Source organism: Sphingobium chungangianum (assembly GCF_977014255.1).
This window is the reverse complement of record NZ_CDRNIV010000006.1, coordinates 2529011-2545581: the sequence shown is the minus strand read 5'-3', so window position 1 is coordinate 2545581 and position 16571 is coordinate 2529011. Positions and strand designations below refer to the sequence as shown.

General features: G+C 61.2%; 15 protein-coding genes. 4 read left to right on the top strand and 11 right to left on the bottom strand.

The window, feature by feature from the left end; all coding sequences use genetic code 11:
• Positions 1–127 precede the first annotated feature (127 nt).
• Genes ACWNC0_RS19570 through ACWNC0_RS19560 form a run of 3 tightly spaced genes read right to left on the bottom strand, consistent with a single transcriptional unit; the run spans position 128 to position 1959 of the window.
• Positions 128–673 (bottom strand): LptA/OstA family protein, encoded by a 546-nt coding sequence (locus tag ACWNC0_RS19570; RefSeq protein WP_449474049.1) that lies wholly within the window; start codon positions 671–673, stop codon positions 128–130.
• Positions 673–1320, bottom strand: a complete 648-nt coding sequence (locus ACWNC0_RS19565) for an LPS export ABC transporter periplasmic protein LptC (RefSeq protein WP_449474048.1) — start codon at positions 1318–1320, stop codon at positions 673–675. The genes ACWNC0_RS19570 and ACWNC0_RS19565 overlap by 1 nt, the downstream gene beginning before the upstream one ends.
• A gap of 21 nt (positions 1321–1341) precedes the next feature.
• The gene (locus ACWNC0_RS19560) at positions 1342–1959 is read right to left on the bottom strand and encodes a ribonuclease D (RefSeq protein WP_196224467.1); all 618 of its coding nucleotides are present in this window, start codon (positions 1957–1959) and stop codon (positions 1342–1344) included.
• A gap of 242 nt (positions 1960–2201) precedes the next feature.
• Between ACWNC0_RS19560 and ACWNC0_RS19555 the strand changes: the two genes are divergently transcribed.
• Positions 2202–3044 carry a cold-shock protein gene (locus tag ACWNC0_RS19555; protein WP_449474047.1) on the top strand — a complete coding sequence of 281 codons (843 nt, stop codon included), beginning with the start codon at positions 2202–2204 and terminating at the stop codon, positions 3042–3044.
• 356 nt (positions 3045–3400) lie between these two features.
• Positions 3401–5098 (top strand): DUF4435 domain-containing protein, encoded by a 1698-nt coding sequence (locus ACWNC0_RS19550; RefSeq protein WP_449474045.1) that lies wholly within the window; start codon positions 3401–3403, stop codon positions 5096–5098.
• A 438-nt stretch (positions 5099–5536) separates the two neighbouring features.
• On the opposite strand, the gene ACWNC0_RS19545 is transcribed toward ACWNC0_RS19550, so the two are convergent.
• From ACWNC0_RS19545 to hflK, 8 genes are all read right to left on the bottom strand, one after another.
• Positions 5537–6853 carry a cell wall hydrolase gene (locus tag ACWNC0_RS19545; protein WP_449474044.1) on the bottom strand — a complete coding sequence of 439 codons (1317 nt, stop codon included), beginning with the start codon at positions 6851–6853 and terminating at the stop codon, positions 5537–5539.
• 18 nt (positions 6854–6871) lie between these two features.
• Positions 6872–7801 (bottom strand): cysteine synthase A, encoded by a 930-nt coding sequence (gene cysK, locus ACWNC0_RS19540; protein ID WP_449474042.1) that lies wholly within the window; start codon positions 7799–7801, stop codon positions 6872–6874.
• Positions 7798–9102, bottom strand: coding sequence for an MFS transporter (locus ACWNC0_RS19535; protein WP_449474041.1), 1305 nt, complete (start codon positions 9100–9102; stop codon positions 7798–7800). Before ACWNC0_RS19535 ends, cysK begins: the two co-directional genes overlap by 4 nt.
• Before the next feature lie 106 nt (positions 9103–9208).
• Positions 9209–9613 (bottom strand): hypothetical protein, encoded by a 405-nt coding sequence (locus tag ACWNC0_RS19530; RefSeq protein ID WP_449474039.1) that lies wholly within the window; start codon positions 9611–9613, stop codon positions 9209–9211.
• A 25-nt stretch (positions 9614–9638) separates the two neighbouring features.
• Positions 9639–11270 (bottom strand): helicase HerA-like domain-containing protein, encoded by a 1632-nt coding sequence (locus ACWNC0_RS19525; RefSeq protein ID WP_449474037.1) that lies wholly within the window; start codon positions 11268–11270, stop codon positions 9639–9641.
• Between the two features lie 123 nt (positions 11271–11393).
• Positions 11394–12905, bottom strand: coding sequence for a Do family serine endopeptidase (locus ACWNC0_RS19520; RefSeq protein WP_449474036.1), 1512 nt, complete (start codon positions 12903–12905; stop codon positions 11394–11396).
• Between the two features lie 136 nt (positions 12906–13041).
• Positions 13042–13893 (bottom strand): protease modulator HflC, encoded by an 852-nt coding sequence (gene hflC, locus ACWNC0_RS19515; RefSeq protein ID WP_449474034.1) that lies wholly within the window; start codon positions 13891–13893, stop codon positions 13042–13044.
• A complete protein-coding gene (hflK, locus tag ACWNC0_RS19510) occupies positions 13893–15020 on the bottom strand; it encodes an FtsH protease activity modulator HflK (protein ID WP_449474032.1) in 1128 nt (375 codons plus the stop codon). Before hflK ends, hflC begins: the two co-directional genes overlap by 1 nt.
• Positions 15021–15093: 73 nt before the next feature.
• On the opposite strand from hflK, the gene ACWNC0_RS19505 reads away from it, so the two are divergent.
• Both ACWNC0_RS19505 and ACWNC0_RS19500 read left to right on the top strand, forming a co-directional pair.
• On the top strand, positions 15094–16053 hold the full coding sequence (locus ACWNC0_RS19505; RefSeq protein ID WP_449474031.1) for an Mrp/NBP35 family ATP-binding protein: 960 nt from the start codon (positions 15094–15096) through the stop codon (positions 16051–16053).
• 66 nt (positions 16054–16119) lie between these two features.
• Positions 16120–16554: a CoA-binding protein gene (locus ACWNC0_RS19500; RefSeq protein ID WP_449474029.1), complete on the top strand. Its 435-nt coding sequence runs from the start codon at positions 16120–16122 to the stop codon at positions 16552–16554.
• Positions 16555–16571 lie beyond the last annotated feature (17 nt).

The following is a 16571-nucleotide window of genomic DNA, read 5'->3' as shown; positions in this document are numbered from 1 at the left end:
GAGGCGACCCGCTGATCCCGATGATAGCATTTTGCCCCAAAAATGCCATATTTATTAATGGACATAAGCCAGCCCGAGCGCCCGAAAAAGCACCCCGCCACGCCCGCATTCAGCGCTGCTAAAAGCGTCAGTTCTTCCGCTGCGGCACGGTGAAGGTGCCCGAAACCCGGCCCCCCGATCCGCCCGAAACCCCCGGCACGCCGCCCGAAGCGCGTCCGTCCACAGTCGACCGCCCGCTGGTCAGGTCAATCACCAACCGCCCACCAGTCAGCCGGTTGCTCCCCTGCGTCAACGTCACATTGCCCAGCATCGTGATCAGGCGGCTGTTAAGGTCATAAATCGCCACATTGCCTCGCGCCGTCTCGTTCCCCTTGGTCACGACGACATTGCCCGCAGCGTCGATCCGGTCGACCTCCACGCCGTTCCCGCCCGTACCATTGCGGTAAGCGACGGTCATCCGCGCGGCGTTCAGAGTCATGCCCGCCTGCGTCACCTGGACATTGCCGGAAACGACGACCCGGTCGGCGCGGTCCTGCACCTCGATCCGGTCGGCGGTGAAATTAACCGGCGCGTTGCTGTCATGATTCTTCAGCACCTGCGCCCCGGCGCCCGCGAAAACCATAGCCGCGCCCATGGCGCCAGCGCTCGACAGCAGGATCAGCGATCTTTTCATCACTTTTGCCCTTTGATGCCATTTTGTTCGATGCGCAAGCTTGCCCTGCCATTGAGCGTAACCGTCCGCGCGTTCAGGTCGGCGTCCAGATGGTCGCCGCTGAACGTGCCGATGGGTATCCGGCCATCGACGCGCCCCGCGCTGCGCATGCGCCGGGTCTTGAGGTCGATGCCCACGTCCCGCGTCGTCAGCCTGTATCCGCCCGCCGCCTCGAACTGCACCGGCCCGTCCACCGCGACGCGCTCCTTGTCCATGTCATAGCGCCCCTTGCGCGCGTTCAGCACCGCTGGCCCTTCGGACAGCAGGATGCGCGCCGACATGTCGTTGAGGTCAACGATCGGCTCGCGCGAACTCTTCTGCACAGCACTCCCGGCGCGCAGGGAAAAGGGCTGCCCCTTGCTGTCCTCGCCGCGATACAGCGCCTCGCTCACCCGCATGCGTTCCTTCGCCACCTCGACCTTGTTCTTGTCGAGCACGAAGCTCACCTTGTCCCCGCCGGTAAAGGGCGCCATCACCAGCAACGCCGCCAGCACGCCCACCAGCACCGGCAACCAGTTTTTCAGCCGCGCGACCAGCCTGTCATGGCTGCCGCCCGGACGCGCCCAATGGCGCCTGACATGACGTTGCTGATCGGCCTGTATGGACATGGGAAAGCGCTTCTAAGTCCCTTACATATGCGCGAAGATGTCGATCTCCGGCCATCCCGCCAGGTCCAGCTCGGCCCGGTGAGGAAGGAAATCGAAACAGGCCTGCGCCAGTTCCATCCGCCCTTCGCGGATCAATCGCTTGTCGAGTTCAGCCTTCAGCGCATGCAAATAGCGCACGTCCGACGCCGCATAATCTTTCTGCGCGTCCGACAGGGTGGGGGATCCCCAGTCGCTCGACTGCTGCTGCTTGCTGATTTCCTGCCCCAGCAATTCGCGCACCAATTCCTTCAACCCATGGCGGTCGGTATAGGTGCGGATCAGGCGCGAAGCGATCTTCGTGCAATAGACGGGCGCTGCCACCACGCCCAGATAATGTTTGATCGCCGCGATGTCGAAACGCCCGAAATGATACAGCTTTAATCGTGCCGGATCGGCCAGCACCGCGCGCAGGTTCGGCGCAGCATAATCGCTGCCCGGCATGAATCGCACCAGATGCTCGTCGCCCTTGCCATCGCTGATCTGCACGACACACAGGCGATCGCGCGGCGTGATAAGGCCCATGGTTTCGGTATCGACGGCGACGGGGCCGGGGGCAAGGACGTCTGCGGGCAGGTCCTCTTCGTGGAAATATACTGTCATCCAACCCCTCTATGGCGAAAGCGGCGGTAACTCAATCGACGCTTTTTCGGCCCTGCCAAAATGCCCCACGCTGGTTCATTCGGGCAAATGCGGCGGCAATCGGGCTAAAATCATTCGCGCATGGCTGAAAAGTTGATATAGTGATTCTCAAACCCGCATACGTGCGGTGGATTCTGCATGTCATTTCGCCCGGCATGTTTGTCCGATTTAGTCGGGGGCGAAGCGAAAGTGACCAACAGGGCATGAGTTTTGATAGAGGTCGCCGCGGCGGGCGCGGCAAGGACAAGCGCGACGGTTTTGGCGACGACAATTTTTACGGCGGCGGTAACGATCGTGGCGGTTTCGGCGGTGGTTTTGGAGATCGTGGTGGTTTCGGCGGTGGTGATCGCGGCGGCTTCGGCGGCGGCGGTGATCGCTTCGGCGGCGGCGGCGGCGGCGGTGGCTTCCGCAGCGGCGGTGGCGGCGGCTTCGGCGGCGGCGGTGGTGGCGGCTTCGGCGGCGGCCGTGGCGGCGGCGGCGGCATGCCTGCCCAGGTCGTTGGTGAAGGCACCGGCGTTGTAAAGTTCTTCAACGGACAAAAGGGCTTCGGCTTCATCGTCCGTGATGACGGCGCGGAAGACGTGTTCGTCCACATCAGCGCCGTTGAGCAGGCGGGCCTCACCGGCCTGGCCGAAGGTCAGCAGCTCGGCTTCACCCTGGTGGACCGTGGTGGCAAGATTTCGGCAACCGACCTCAAGATCGAGGGCGAGCCCCTTCCGGTCGTCGATCGTCCGCGTGAACCCCGTGAACCCCGTCCGGGTGGCTTCGGCGGTGACCGTGGCGGCTTCGGCGGCGGCGATCGTGGTGGCCCGCAGCGTCAGCTGACCGGCGAACGCGCCAGCGGCACGGTCAAGTTCTTCAACGCCATGAAGGGCTTCGGCTTCATTCAGCGCGACGACGGCCAGCCCGATGCATTCGTGCACATCAGCGCGGTAGAGCGCGCAGGCATGTCCGCCCTCAACGAAGGCGACCGCCTGGACTTCGAACTCGAAGTAGACCGCCGCGGCAAGCACGCAGCCGTCAACCTTCAGTCGAAAGCCGACTGACACATAACTCTGCCCGCATAAGCGGAGAGGATAGAAGGGGTCGCCTGCCCGGCGGCCCCTTTTTTGTTGTGGGTTGCTGCGGCTTAACGCCAATCGCGGTCGTTCGACCCGTCAGTCAGCGATCCTGAAGCCGTCGTTCGTTTCTCTTGGGCCCTAGGCGAGAGGAACGGCGCAGATTGTAAAAATCGTGCATCTCGTGGGCTTCGTCCTTGATCAGAACAGCCGATGAGGCACTACAGCTAAAGCCCGCTCCGATCGAACGCCTGGACCGGTGTAAATTCCTCTTGCCAGTATCACACTGGGCCATCAGGTCGGGGTTAAGGCAACAAATTCACGGCTTTCGGTGGGGCATAATAATGACGGATAACGAGGACGCTGGCGAGAACACAGAAGGGACTGCTATTCTAAAAGAGATCGCAATCCCCGGCGTTGACGGAACATTGTCTGTTGCCATCGGCAAGCCGACCTTCATTCTCGGGCGCAACGGCACAGGCAAGTCGGCGCTCGTCCATCGTTTGGTGTCCGAACTGGCGCCCGATGTCGTTTATTTGCCTGGTTCGCGGCCAGCCTACTTCGATCAAGAAGGTCTGACGATGACCGCCGCGACCCGCCGCCAGTATGATCAGCATCGCCACGATTGGGACCGACAGCTAGAGACGCGTTACCGACCTGTTTCTGGAACCAATCGAAACGAAAAGGCAGTGTTCGACCTTCAGTCGAAGGAAGCACAATATAGTCTCGACGCTACCGCCGATATCAAATTGCATGGTCGAGAATCGTCTGCCATCGATCGCCTGATGCTGCGAGATTCTCCGCTGGAGAAGGCTAATCAGCTTTTTGAGCAGGGTAATCTGCCGGTCCGCCTCAAAATGGTCAATGGTGAAATGATGGCGACGCGGAGTGCCTCAAACCCCTACGGTATCGTGAAAATGTCGGACGGTGAGAGGTCGGCGATGATCCTTGCGGCAGAAGTGATCTCCGCTAAGCCGGGCTCCGTCCTCCTCATCGACGAACCTGAACTCCATCTACACCGTTCGATCGTAGTGCCGCTGCTGGTAACGGTTATGAGTGAGCGGCAGGACTGTGCGTTTATTATCAGCACGCATGAGCTCTCGTTGCCCGCTGAGATTGAAAACGCGCAAGCACTGCTCGTGCGCGGCTGCACATGGACGGCAGCGAGCACCGTCGTCGGCTGGGAAGCCAATCTCTTGCCATCTATCGATGAAGTGCCCGAAGATATTCGTATTGATATCCTCGGATCACGCCGCAGAATTTTGTTCGTCGAGGGCGTTCAGAGTAGTATGGATCAACCGCTCTACGAAATCCTTTTCCCCGACGTGTCGGTCCGCCCACGCAATAATTGCGTCGAGGTTCAAAAAGCTGTCACGGGTCTCAGGGTGGTGGAAGCGCTGCATCATATCGATGCCTATGGGCTGGTCGATAACGACAGCCAGACGCCTGAAAAAATTGCCTCGCTAGCTAAGAATAATATCTACGCACTACCCGCCTATTCCGTGGAAAGCCTCTACTACAGCGAAGAGGTGATGGCCGCGATCGCGGTGAGGCAGGTTTTGGAGACTGAAGAAAATCCAATGGCCTTGCTTGACGTCGCGAAAGCCAAGGCGGTGGAAAGCCTCACGGAAGCCCACATCGAGTTGTTGGCGGGGATGGTGAGCGCGCAGCATGTGCGCCAAGCAATCATCTCGCGCGCGCCAGATCGCCATGCACTGGTCGTCAACGGCGATGCTCCGCTGAACATAACCTTAGACACTCCCTATCCAGCGGAAGCGGCTCGCTTGCGTGCGCTCATCGAAGCGAAAGATTTGGCTGGTATCGTCCAACGCTACCCCGTTAGGCGCACGCAGATATTGAAAAGGCTGGCAACTGGCCTGCGCTTCAAGAATAGGGGCGAATATGAGAACGCAGCGCTCACCCAGATCGCAGCCGACCCAAGTATCGCCAGCGCGGTGAGAAGCAAGCTAGGTACATTGGCAGCGGCCTTGATCCCGCCAGTCGTCGAGGCAGCAGAGGTAAACGAAATTGGTGCCCTATAAAGGCCTGTGCGCGTAGGGGTTGTTCGTGGGCACGCATCGTAGCGTGTCGTATGTAGTTTCCTAAACCAGATTTAGGGATCGTCAGAACGCGTGTTCGCCTGCATAGCAGCCCGAACTACCTCCGACCTAACTTCACGATCCATTGCAAGTTGGGGATCGTCGATCAGAGATGTCTGATTTCAAAGTGCGACGGCCAGAAGCGGTCGTTCGGCAAGCGGCCATTGGCTGTCGTTCAGCACCGTCTGATCTTCCGGCGTTTGCTGGCCAAAACCCGCGTGGGGCATGTATCCTTACGGTATCGGATAGCAGCCGGTCATGCGTCCCGGTTGTAAGGTGCGTAGGAGGAAAGGCGCCCCAATCCCCACGCCACCGTCGGCGGGTAGGCGAGGGAGGACCCCTCCCAAAAATAGGAAAAATAGGAAACCCCCGAAAACGCGTTCAATTCGCCATTTCATTCATGACTTTGACCGGCGGCACGATCGTCACCGTCTCAAACCGCTCCTTCCGCCGCACTCCGTTCAGCGGCGGCGGAACATTCACCTGCTCCACCGGCACCCGCTGCCGCATGCATTCTCCCTTGTTCTCCCGCGCCGTCTGCCCGCAATTCCACAAGGCCCGCTGCAATCCCGTCCCGCTATTGTGAATATAGGCAAAGCTCATGCTTTCCATCTGATCGCCCGACAGCGGAAACCCGGCAGGAGCGCTCCCCGCCCGCCAGGCCATGATCCGACACTCCGGCCGCCCCGCGCAGAAAGTCTGCGCCATCACCGGCCAGTTGTCCGGCGCCGTCCCCTTGCCAAGTTCCACCAGAAAGCTCCGCGCTCCCGGCGCGATTGCGATCAACCTTACGCCGCCCATTATCCGACCCAGCGAGTCCGCGCCGATCGCCTCTTGCGGCTTGGCCGTCAAGGCCGCCAGACTGCTCCCACCCGGCGCCAGAACGCCGACCCCCTCGCTGCTCCCGTCCTGATGCGCCATGGACAGTCGGGCGATCCGCGCAATCACCGGCTCCACACTGTCCCGAGCCAAGCGGAAAGCGGGCGGCGTTCCCCACCACCCCCGCCAGCGGAAGAAAAGGTGCGTCCCCACCGCCGTGATCTTGTCCAGGCTGCCGCTCCAATAGGGCACCACCCAATCCGTATGATAATGGGTGGCATAGCCGACCGGCTTGAACACCTTGCCCGCCAGCGCCGCCTTCGCGATCTGTCGCGCTCTATTCCAGGCATCTTCCCCCGGCGTCCGCGCCAGCGCGCCATCGCAGGTGAAAGTGAACTGACAGCCGGTCGATCGTTCCTGCCCCTGAAACACGACCCCGCACACCGTTTTGGGGAAAGCGGGGTGCCGAACCCGGTTCAGCACCACCTGCGCCACCGCGCGCTCGCCCACCGCGTCATCGCCCGCTTCGTAAAGCTGCGCGGCCGCCAGGCAGTCCGTGGCCCGCGCCAGGTCGCTTTCCGAGCCAGTGAATACAAACGGCCGCGCTGCCGGATTGGGGAGCCGCGAGAAAGGCACAGCCCCGTTGAACGCCCGCGCCTGATCCTGATCCAACGTATAAAGCTCCACCGGCTGCACAACGGGTGCCGCTGTGGTCGGCCGCTTCATCAGCGCGCGCTGCACCAGCGCCGACCGTGCCGCACCGGCAGCAGGCGCCCGTGCATCCCACCGCGCTACCAGCGCAGGCAAACCGGCAAATAGCAGGAGCCAGATCAGCCACATCGCGCGATGTGGCTGGCTGCTGGTAGAAGCGTCGATCATTCCTGACCCTGCGCCATCCTATTCGGGCAGGAAGTCAGGCACCGACAGATAGCGTTCGCCAGTGTCATAGTTGAAACCCAGAACGCGGCTGCCGGACGGAAGCTCCTTCAGCTTCTGCGCAATCGCGGCCAGTGTTGCGCCGGACGAGATGCCGACAAGCATGCCTTCCTCTCGCGCCGCGCGGCGGGCATATTCCTTGGCATCGGCCGGATCGACCTGGATCACGCCGTCCAACAACTGCGTGTGCAGGTTTGCGGGGATGAAGCCGGCGCCGATACCCTGGATCGGGTGGGGACCCGGTTGTCCACCGCTGATGACTGGCGAAAGGGTAGGCTCAACCGCATAGACCTTCAGGTTGGGCCACAGCTTTTTGAGTACCTCGGCGACACCCGTGATGTGACCGCCCGTGCCGACCCCGGTAATCAGAACGTCAAGCGGGCTGTCCGCGAAATCTGTCGCGATCTCCTGCGCGGTCGTGCGAACATGCACGTCGATATTCGCGGCATTTTCAAACTGTTGCGGCATCCAGGAATTGGGCGTTTGCTCGATCAACTCCAGAGCGCGTTCAATCGCGCCCTTCATGCCCTTCTCACGCGGGGTCAGGTCAAAAGACGCGCCATAAGCCAGCATCAACCGGCGCCGCTCCACCGACATGCTTTCCGGCATGACGAGGATAAGCTTGTAACCCTTCACCGCCGCAACCATGGCCAGGCCAACACCCGTATTGCCAGAGGTCGGCTCGATGATCGTCCCGCCGGGTTTCAGATCGCCCGACTCCTCGGCGGCCTCGATCATCGCAAGCGCGATACGGTCCTTGATCGATCCGCCCGGGTTGGAGCGTTCCGACTTGATCCAGACTTCGGTGCCCTCAGGCGCGTCTGCAAACAGGCGACTGACCTGAATATGCGGCGTGTTGCCGATGGTTTCGAGAATATTGGCAGCTTTCATTTGGCCTTCTCCTGGCTAATCTCGGCCTCCCTTAAGTCGGGTGGGTCAAAGGTACGTGCAAGGCGCAATTCGGGAAAGAGCCGCGCCCATAAAATTGTGATGACTATAGCGCCTATCCCGCCGCCAATCACGGCCGCAACGGGGCCAACCAGCGCGGCGAGGAAGCCTGACTCGGCTTCCCCCAATTCGTTCGACGCCGAGATGGTGAGTTGTGACAGGCTGGATACCCGGCCCCGCATCGCATCGGGCGTGTGAAGCTGGATCAGCGACTGGCGCACGTAAACAGACACCATGTCCGCAGCGCCCAGCAGCACCAGCGCACCTATGCCGATCTCCATGGCAATATTGCGGGGAATGAAGGCAGTGGCGCCAAACAGGATCGTCGACAGCCCGAAGATCATGACGGCGCCCAGCATCTTCAATCCGACCTCTGATCGCATGGGTCGAAAGGAGAAGAAAAGCGCGACGATGGCCGCTCCGATAGCGGGAGACGCGGCCAGATGTCCCAGCCCCGCCGATCCAACCTTCAATATGTCGCGTGCGTAGACAGGCAAAAGCGCCGTCGCTCCTGCCAGCAGCACCGCGAACAGGTCCAGAGTGATGGTGGCCAGCACGAGCCGGTTCGATCGCACATAGGTCCAGCCGTCAAGCATCTGCCGGACCGGGTGACGGCTTGTGTCGCGGGGCGGCTGTTTGACTGGGGCGATCAGCAACATGCCCCAAAGGGCGATCGTGAACAGAAGCGATGTAAGAGCATAAGCGCCCCAGGGCGTCATGGCGTAGACATAGCCACCCAAGGCGGGACCGATGATCATCCCTGCCTGCCATGCAACGCTGGACAGCGCGATCGCATTGGGCAGCACGTCGCGCGGCACTAGGTTGGGCGCCAAGGCGCTGTAGGCAGGCCCATTGAACGCGCGCGTGATTCCGACCACGCCTGCAATGCCGAAAATCAGGGGCAGGCTAACCCACCCTTCATAGGTTGCAAAAGCCAGCAGGCCCGACGCCGCCATGAGCAGTGCCAAGGTCAGGCGCGCAATGGCGCGACGGTCGAAATGGTCCGCGACCCAACCCGTAAGCGGTGTCAGAAAGAAAAGAGGCACGAACTGCGCCAACCCGATCAGGCCGAGCTGAGCGGCGGCGCCCGACGTGCTCATGCTTTCGCGTGCGATATTGTACGCCTGCCACCCAAGCACGGTCATCATGCCATATTGGGCCAGTACTCCCGCCAGCCGCCCCATCAGATAGGCGCGGAAATCGCCGAAGCGCAGCGGGTGACGGGAGTCGGCGGGGGCCTTCATATGATTTCCTTACCGCCTGCACCGCATTACGCAATTACAGCGGTAGAGAATGGCAAAAGCAGTTTTTGCAGCCGCGAAACTCTCGCTTTCGTCCCCCCTCGTTATTTTAGCGGTCGGGGTCCAGCAGGATCCCACTCACCGACCCATTGCGAACCGAGCAGATAAAGGGAACAGACCGGCGGTCATCAGCCGTGCCGACCGCTCCTTCGACCTCCCATCCAGTCGACATGGATCTCGCTTCGACGCGACCCAATATACGTGCACCCGGACCTGCTTCCTGACGGGCCTTGGCCGCGCAGGCATTGCGCGCTGCGGCTGCGCTATGGATGGAGCCATATCGAGGAGAGGCATAAGGTTGCCGCTTCGCGTCACGTTCCTCCTGCCGGTCACGAACGATATCGCTGACAATTGCTGCATCGGCCGCACGGTGCAGATCGCGATAATCCTGCGCGTGGGCAGGCAAGGTAATTGTCAGGCTGATGGCGCAAATAGCCATGTTACCGATATGCATATCATGCCTCCTCTGCGGCTGGCCTTTATTTGAACAGGCTACCCAATATGCCGCGCACAAGTTGTCCCGCCAAGCCGCCTGACGAGGAGCGGCGGCTGGTTCCTCCAAATACCGCCCGGCCGAGCTCATTGGCAACCTGCCGCCCGACCGAAGAGGCAGCCGAACGGGTGGCTGATTGAACAGCTCGGTCGAGGGCAGAGGGCTTAGCCGCCTCACGCGCGGAGGCCGCGTCGCGCCTTGCCTGCTCCTTGAGTTCTGCTTCCCGCTGTTTGGCCTCCAATTTTGCTTGCACGGCGGCGGCCTTGTCTGCTTCAGCATTCGCCTTGGCGGCCTGCGAGGCAGCAGCGGCGGCTTGACCGCGGGCGGCCAATATCTCCTCAGCGGACTCGCGATCGATCGCGTCATCATATTTGCCCGCGCAAGGGGAGATGGATTGAATGATCGCCCGTTCCTTTGCGTCTACCGGCCCCAAACGTGAACGGGGCGGGGCGATCAGGGTGCGCTGGACGATGCCGGGCGAGCCATCCTCCTGAAGCAGCGAGACTAGCGCTTCGCCGACTTTCAATTCCGTAATCGCCGTTTCAACGTCCAAGTCCGGATTGACGCGGAATGTCTCGGCTGCGGCCTTTATGGCCTTTTGATCGCGCGGGGTGAACGCGCGCAGTGCATGTTGCACGCGGTTGCCGAGCTGTCCTGCCACGTCTTCGGGAATGTCGATCGGGTTCTGGGTCACGAAATAGACGCCCACGCCCTTGGAACGGATCAGCCGGACGACCTGCTCGATCTTGTCCGTCAGGGCCTTGGGGGCGTCGTCAAAAAGCAAATGCGCTTCGTCAAAGAAGAAGACCAGAACAGGCTTTTCTGGGTCTCCGACTTCGGGAAGCGTCTCGAAAAGCTCACTCAGGAGCCAGAGCAGGAAGGTCGCGTAGAGCTTGGGGCTCTGCATCAGTTTGTCGGCGGCCAGAATGTTGACATAGCCGCGCCCTTGATCATCCACTTTCAGGAAGTCGTGAATGTCGAGCGCCGGTTCCCCAAAGAAATGGCCGCCGCCCTGGCTGTCCAGTTGCAGCAACTGGCGTTGGATGGTGCCGACGCTCGCCTTGGTCACATTGCCATAGCGGCTGGACAATTCGTCGGCATTTTCTGCGCAATAGGCCAGCATGGATTGGAGGTCGCCGAGATCAAGTAGCAACAGCCCTTCATCATCGGCATATCTGAACGCGATGGAGAGTACGCCCTCCTGGGTTTCGTTCAGGCCCATGAGTTGGGCCAGCAGCAGCGGACCCATTTCGCTGACCGTGGTGCGGATTGGATGTCCCTGCTCGCCATAAAGGTCCCAGAAGATCGCTGGATTGTCGGCATAGCTGTAATTTTCCAGGCCGATCTCCTTGGCGCGAGCGACCAGCTTGTCGGCGTTTTTCGCCGTCGGTGAACCAGCCATCGCGATGCCCGACAGATCACCCTTCACGTCGGCAAGAAACACCGGGACACCCAGTGCGGAAAAGCTTTCGGCGATACCTTGTAGCGTTACTGTTTTGCCAGTTCCGGTAGCGCCTGCAATCAGTCCATGACGATTGGCCCGGCGCAGGTTGAGCGTCTGTGGAATGCCGCCATCCTTGTCCGCCGCGCCAAGACCGATGAAAATGCCGTCGCTCATGCGTCATGCTCCCCAAAAGCGGCGGGCCGCGCCCGTCGGAAGTGCTGTCTTGCCATCTTAAAGGCGAGACAGGACTTCCGGCAAGCGCGACCCGCTATGGTCGTCCGATGCGCTGTTGCCGGGTTATTTGTCCCGCAGGCGCACAGGCAAGAATACGGCAGGCTGGCCGCGACGTAGAACCTGCAACAGGATGGCGTTACGTCCTTGCGACGACACCTGACGCACGGCTGCGTCCAGTTCTGCCTGGCTAGCCACGGGCCGGTTGTTGGCGGTGATGATCACATCGCCCCGGCGCAGGCCCTTTGCTCCTGCGTCAGTCGAAGAATCCACTGCGGTGATCACGATTCCACGCGTATCCGCCGCAATGCCCAACTGGCGAACGATGTTGGGCGTGAGGGGGATGGCCGAAATGCCCAGCGACTGCTGCGTCGCCTGTCCGCCGCTAGATTGGTCATCCTGCTGTTGATTGAAGTCATCATCTTGCTGCTGGGCGAAGCTATTGAGTTCATCCTCTGACGGACGCTGGCCGACGATGGCGGTTACGGTCTGACGTTGACCATTGCGGAGCAGAACGATCGACACGCGGGAGCCAATCGGCTGCGATGCAACGATGGATGACAGGTTCTGGTCCGGCGTCACTTCCTGCCCAGCCACGCTGACGATGACGTCGCCCGCCTTGATACCGGCGCGGTCGGCGCCCTTGCCCGGTTCCACGCCCTGAACGAATTCACCGCGATTTTTCGCAAGACCCAGGGAATCGGCGAGGTCTTCGCCCAGCGGACTGATCTGGATCCCCAGATAACCGCGCTTGACGCTCTGCCCTCTCCGCAGCGTGTCAACAATCGGCGCCGCCTGTTCGGACGGAATGGCAAAGCCGATGCCAACGTTGCCGCCAGAGGGCGAAAGAATCTGGCTGTTGATACCAATCACATTGCCCCGCATGTCGAACATCGGGCCGCCGCTATTGCCCTGGTTGATCGACGCGTCGGTCTGGATGAACTTGTCATAGGTGCCGCCGGTGCCGCGATGGACTGCAGAAATGATCCCTGCGGTCACGGTACCCGACAAGGCGAACGGGTTGCCGATGGCGATGACCCAGTCACCGACGCGCGCTTTCGTGCTGTCGCCGAACTTGACGAACGGCAAAGCCTTTTTCGGCTCTATCTTCAGCACCGCGATGTCGGTCGCCGGGTCACGGCCGATCAGCTTCGCCGAATATTCCTCGCGATTGGTGAGGGTAACCGTGATCGCATCCACCGACGCACCTTCGGCGCCCGCGGACACTACGTGATTGTTGGTGACGATATAGCCATCAGCCGAGATGATGAAACCCGAACCGAGAGATTGGGCCTGGCGGGTCTGCGGCTTGCCGCTTTGGCCCTGGCCGAACAGATCGCCAAAGGGCGTGCCAGCGAATGGGTTTTGAACCTGGACGCGCTGTCGGGTGGAAATATTTACCACCGCCGGCTGCAACTTTTCGACCATGTCGGCCAAGCTGGCAGGGGCACCTGCTGGCGCGGCGGCCTGCATGCCCTCATTTTGCGCGACTTGCGCGCCGACATTCGGGCTGGAGGTTACGGCGATGGCGGTGCCACCAAGCAGCAGGGCGCCGGTAAGGGCATAAGCGTAACGCACTCGTGACGGTCCTCTCGTGAACTTTGGCGAAGGAAAGGCGGGACTCTGGGTAGAGTCGGATGCGCCGCCCAGCCTTAACCCTCATTGAATGAAGCTGGTTCCGAAATGATCTACAACCCTCTTCCGCATTCCACGGTTATCGATCCTTGCCTTGAAACTGTTTCAGAAACTCATTGTCGCGCGACAGCACCATCGTCGTCGAGCCCGGCCGATCGGGTGCAAAGGTCAGCCTGTAGGCCTGCATCGCCCGATAAAAATCGTAGAATTGCGGGTCCTTGCCAAAGCTTTCCGAATAAATGCGCGCCGCGTTCGCATCGGCTTCGGCGCGGATGATCTGCGCCTGCTTCGCGCCCTGAGCCCTGATCGTCAGCGCTTCCTGCTCACGGGCGGTGCGCATCCGGGTGAAAGCACTTTCCAGCGGAGCGCCGTCGGGCAGGTCTGCCCGCTTGATCCGTACATCGACGATCTGCGCCCCATATTGACGTGCCACGCGATTGAGACCGGCCTCAATATTGTCCATGACCTGACCGCGCTCGGGCGACAGCAACGCAGCGAAAGGACGTTTGCCAAGCTCATTCCGAAGCGCCGAACCCAGGATCGGCCGCAGGGCATCGGAAACGCGCTCCTCATTCCCTGCCGCAATATACATGCGCAACGGATCGACAATCCGATAACGCGCGAAGGCGTCGACCTGCAACCGGAGTTGATCCGTCGACAGCACTTGCTGTCTTTCCATTTCGACCGACAGGACGCGCTTGTCGATCCAGACAATCTGATCGATGAACGGCCAGCGTAATATGACGCCCGCGCCGGTCTTGCCGAACTCTTCGTTGGGGCGATAGCGGTTCACGATCTTCTTCGGATCGCCAAAGCGTACGATCACGCCCTGCTTGGTTTCGGGCACGATGGCAACGGTGCTGCCGATGAGCAGCAGCAGAGCTATGACGGACAGCGCCAAAGCGACGGGATGGCGAATAAGCGTCGGCATTATTGGCCCCCTTCCGCAGCGGCGGAGCCGGAAGAAGCGGACGCTCCCTGGGCGCGCCGCTTCAATTCCGGTAGCGGCAGGAACGGGGTGACATTGCCGCTTTCGACGATCGTCTTATCGACGTTGGACAGGACGCCCTCCATGGTTTCGTAATACATGCGGCGGCGCGTCACGTCGGGCGACAGCCTATATTGCTCATACACCTTGTCGAACGCCGCAGCCTCGCCTTGGGCCTTGGCGGTAACCTGCTGCGCGGCGGCACGCGCTTCGTTCAGATATGTTTGGGCCGTCTGCTGCGCCGCAGAGACCGCCTTGAACGCGTCATTGACTGCGGTCGGCGGATCGGCCTGCTTGATCGCGACGCCCTGGACACGGATACCGGATCTGTATCCGTCCAATATCGCCTGCATCCGCTGTTCGACCTGCTGCTCGATTTCAGTGCGCCCAGCACCCAGCGCGTCGTCCAGGCTGGCGCTGGCGACAACCGATCGCATGGCGCTTTCGGCGACTTCCCTAACCGTTGCGTCAGGGTCGGACAGCTGGAACAGATAAAGCTCAGGACTGCGGATATTCCAGCGAACCGAGTAAGCAAGGTCGATGATATTCTGGTCGCCGGTCAGTACCAGATTTTCGCTCTGGGCGCTGGGTGAACCGATATCAATGGCCCGGATTTCCTCCACATCGACCGTAGTTACATTCTCGAAGGGCGCAGGCAGCGTCAAGCTGATCCCCGGCGACAAGGTCCGGCTATATTTACCGAGCAGCGTCACGACGCCGCGCTCCTGCGGGCCGACACGGTGAAAGCAAGTGAGCACGAGCCACAGCAAGATGAGGATGCCGACGGCAGCGGGCCAAAGCGTCTTTCCGGTTGGTCGAGGCGGGAGGTTGCCAAACCCGCCGCCACCGCCTTGGCCGAAGCTTTCCCGGCTGCGGCGCAGCAGTTCTTCAATCGCGGAAGGCCCCTTGCCGCCCGGGGCCTTCCCCGGTTGCGTCCAGGGATTCCGGGGGCCGCCATCGCTTCCCTTGCCCGGACCTTCATCGCCACCCGGGCCGTCGCTTTTGCCGCCCCAAGGGCCTTGGACCATTGCGCTAGCGATGCCAGGCATCCACCCGAAAAATCTCTTCATTCCGTCTCTATAGGAAGGCTGGGTCGCGAAAAACAGTGCCCTTCGCAACGATTATTGCCTAGGAGGCGCTGTCATGACCGATCTTGAGAGTTTCGCCGCCCGCCTGAAGACCTTGACCGATGGCCGCGCCAGCACGCCGCGGATCAAGGATGGAATCATGAGCCTGGCGCTGGATGTAGGCGGTCTTTCCCCCGAACGGCGGGATGCCGTCGCTGCGGCGATCCGGGAAGGAGGGCTGTCGGTGGCAGGGGTGCAGGATGTGCGGATCGCCATGACAGCCGAAAGAAAGGCTATCCGCATCATTGCCGTTGCATCCGGCAAGGGCGGAGTGGGTAAATCCACCCTCTCGGCAAATCTTGCCGTTGGTCTCAAACGAATGGGTTTTGCGGTAGGTCTGGTGGACGCCGACATTTACGGACCGTCGCAGGCCAGACTGATGGCAAGCGAAGATAAAAAGCCCCAAGCGCGCGACAAGCAGCTGATCCCCGTCGAAAGCCCATTGGGCATTCCGATGCTGTCGATGGCGCACTTGGTCGAACCCGGCAAGGCGCTGGCCTGGCGTGGGCCTATGGCGGGCAATGCGCTTTCGCAGCTGATCGATGCCGATTGGGGCGAGACTGAGGTGCTGGTCGTGGACATGCCGCCGGGGACCGGGGATGTGCAACTTTCGATGGTGCAAAAGCATAAGCCTGCGGGCGCTGTGATCGTATCGACGCCTCAAGACCTGGCGTTGATCGATGCCACGCGCGCGGTCAGCCTTTTCGAGCAGACGCAGGTGCCCTTGATCGGGTTGGTGGAGAATATGGCCGGGTATAGCTGTCCGCATTGCGGTGAGATATCCGATCCTTTCGGCGCGGGTGGGGCGGAAGCGGCTGGCGCAGCCATGGGCATGCCCTTCCTCGGGCGTATTCCTTTGGCGATAGACATTCGGCGCCGGTCGGATGCGGGCGACCCTCCAGCAGCGACGGAAGATGCCTCTGGCGAGGCTTTCCTTGCAATCGCGAGTAAAGTGGCGGCCTGGTTGCGGGGCTAAAGGCGGCGTTTGGGAACGGTTCATCGCATCCCGCGTCTTTAGGATGGCCGAGAAGGAAACAAGGACATGCCGCTGACGTTGCCGCAAGAAATTGCCGACCTTTTAAGGGAAACGCGGACCATCGCTTTGGTTGGCATCTCTGATCGACCCGGCCGTCCAAGCTATGGCGTCATGAAATTCCTGCAGGACCATGGTTATCGCGTGTTGCCGGTCAATCCGCAGATTGCGGGAGAGCATGTGCATGGGGAGTTTGTCTGGGCGCGGCTTGCCGACATCGGCGTTCCAATCGACATGGTGGATATCTTCCGTCGCAGTGAAGTAGCGGGGCAGGCTGTGGACGATGCGATCGCCGCAGGGGCCAAGGCGGTGTGGATGCAGTTGGGGGTAATTGATGAGGCGGCCGCTCGGCGCGCGGAGGCTGCCGGATTGAAGGTCGTCATGGATCGCTGCCCCGCCATCGACATTCCCCGTTTCAATATCCCGCAGGTCCACGCGTTTTAGCGCTTTCCAGCTGCCGC

Coding starts and splice junctions, on each gene's coding strand:
- ACWNC0_RS19505 (WP_449474031.1), top strand. CDS start 15,094: ATGACCGATCTTGAGAGTTTCGCCGCCCGCCTGAAGACCTTGACCGAT.
- ACWNC0_RS19545 (WP_449474044.1), bottom strand. CDS start 6,853: ATGATCGACGCTTCTACCAGCAGCCAGCCACATCGCGCGATGTGGCTG.
- cysK (WP_449474042.1), bottom strand. CDS start 7,801: ATGAAAGCTGCCAATATTCTCGAAACCATCGGCAACACGCCGCATATT.
- ACWNC0_RS19560 (WP_196224467.1), bottom strand. CDS start 1,959: ATGACAGTATATTTCCACGAAGAGGACCTGCCCGCAGACGTCCTTGCC.
- ACWNC0_RS19555 (WP_449474047.1), top strand. CDS start 2,202: ATGAGTTTTGATAGAGGTCGCCGCGGCGGGCGCGGCAAGGACAAGCGC.
- ACWNC0_RS19535 (WP_449474041.1), bottom strand. CDS start 9,102: ATGAAGGCCCCCGCCGACTCCCGTCACCCGCTGCGCTTCGGCGATTTC.
- hflC (WP_449474034.1), bottom strand. CDS start 13,893: ATGCCGACGCTTATTCGCCATCCCGTCGCTTTGGCGCTGTCCGTCATA.
- ACWNC0_RS19500 (WP_449474029.1), top strand. CDS start 16,120: ATGCCGCTGACGTTGCCGCAAGAAATTGCCGACCTTTTAAGGGAAACG.
- ACWNC0_RS19530 (WP_449474039.1), bottom strand. CDS start 9,613: ATGCATATCGGTAACATGGCTATTTGCGCCATCAGCCTGACAATTACC.
- ACWNC0_RS19525 (WP_449474037.1), bottom strand. CDS start 11,270: ATGAGCGACGGCATTTTCATCGGTCTTGGCGCGGCGGACAAGGATGGC.
- ACWNC0_RS19570 (WP_449474049.1), bottom strand. CDS start 673: ATGAAAAGATCGCTGATCCTGCTGTCGAGCGCTGGCGCCATGGGCGCG.
- ACWNC0_RS19550 (WP_449474045.1), top strand. CDS start 3,401: ATGACGGATAACGAGGACGCTGGCGAGAACACAGAAGGGACTGCTATT.
- ACWNC0_RS19565 (WP_449474048.1), bottom strand. CDS start 1,320: ATGTCCATACAGGCCGATCAGCAACGTCATGTCAGGCGCCATTGGGCG.
- hflK (WP_449474032.1), bottom strand. CDS start 15,020: ATGAAGAGATTTTTCGGGTGGATGCCTGGCATCGCTAGCGCAATGGTC.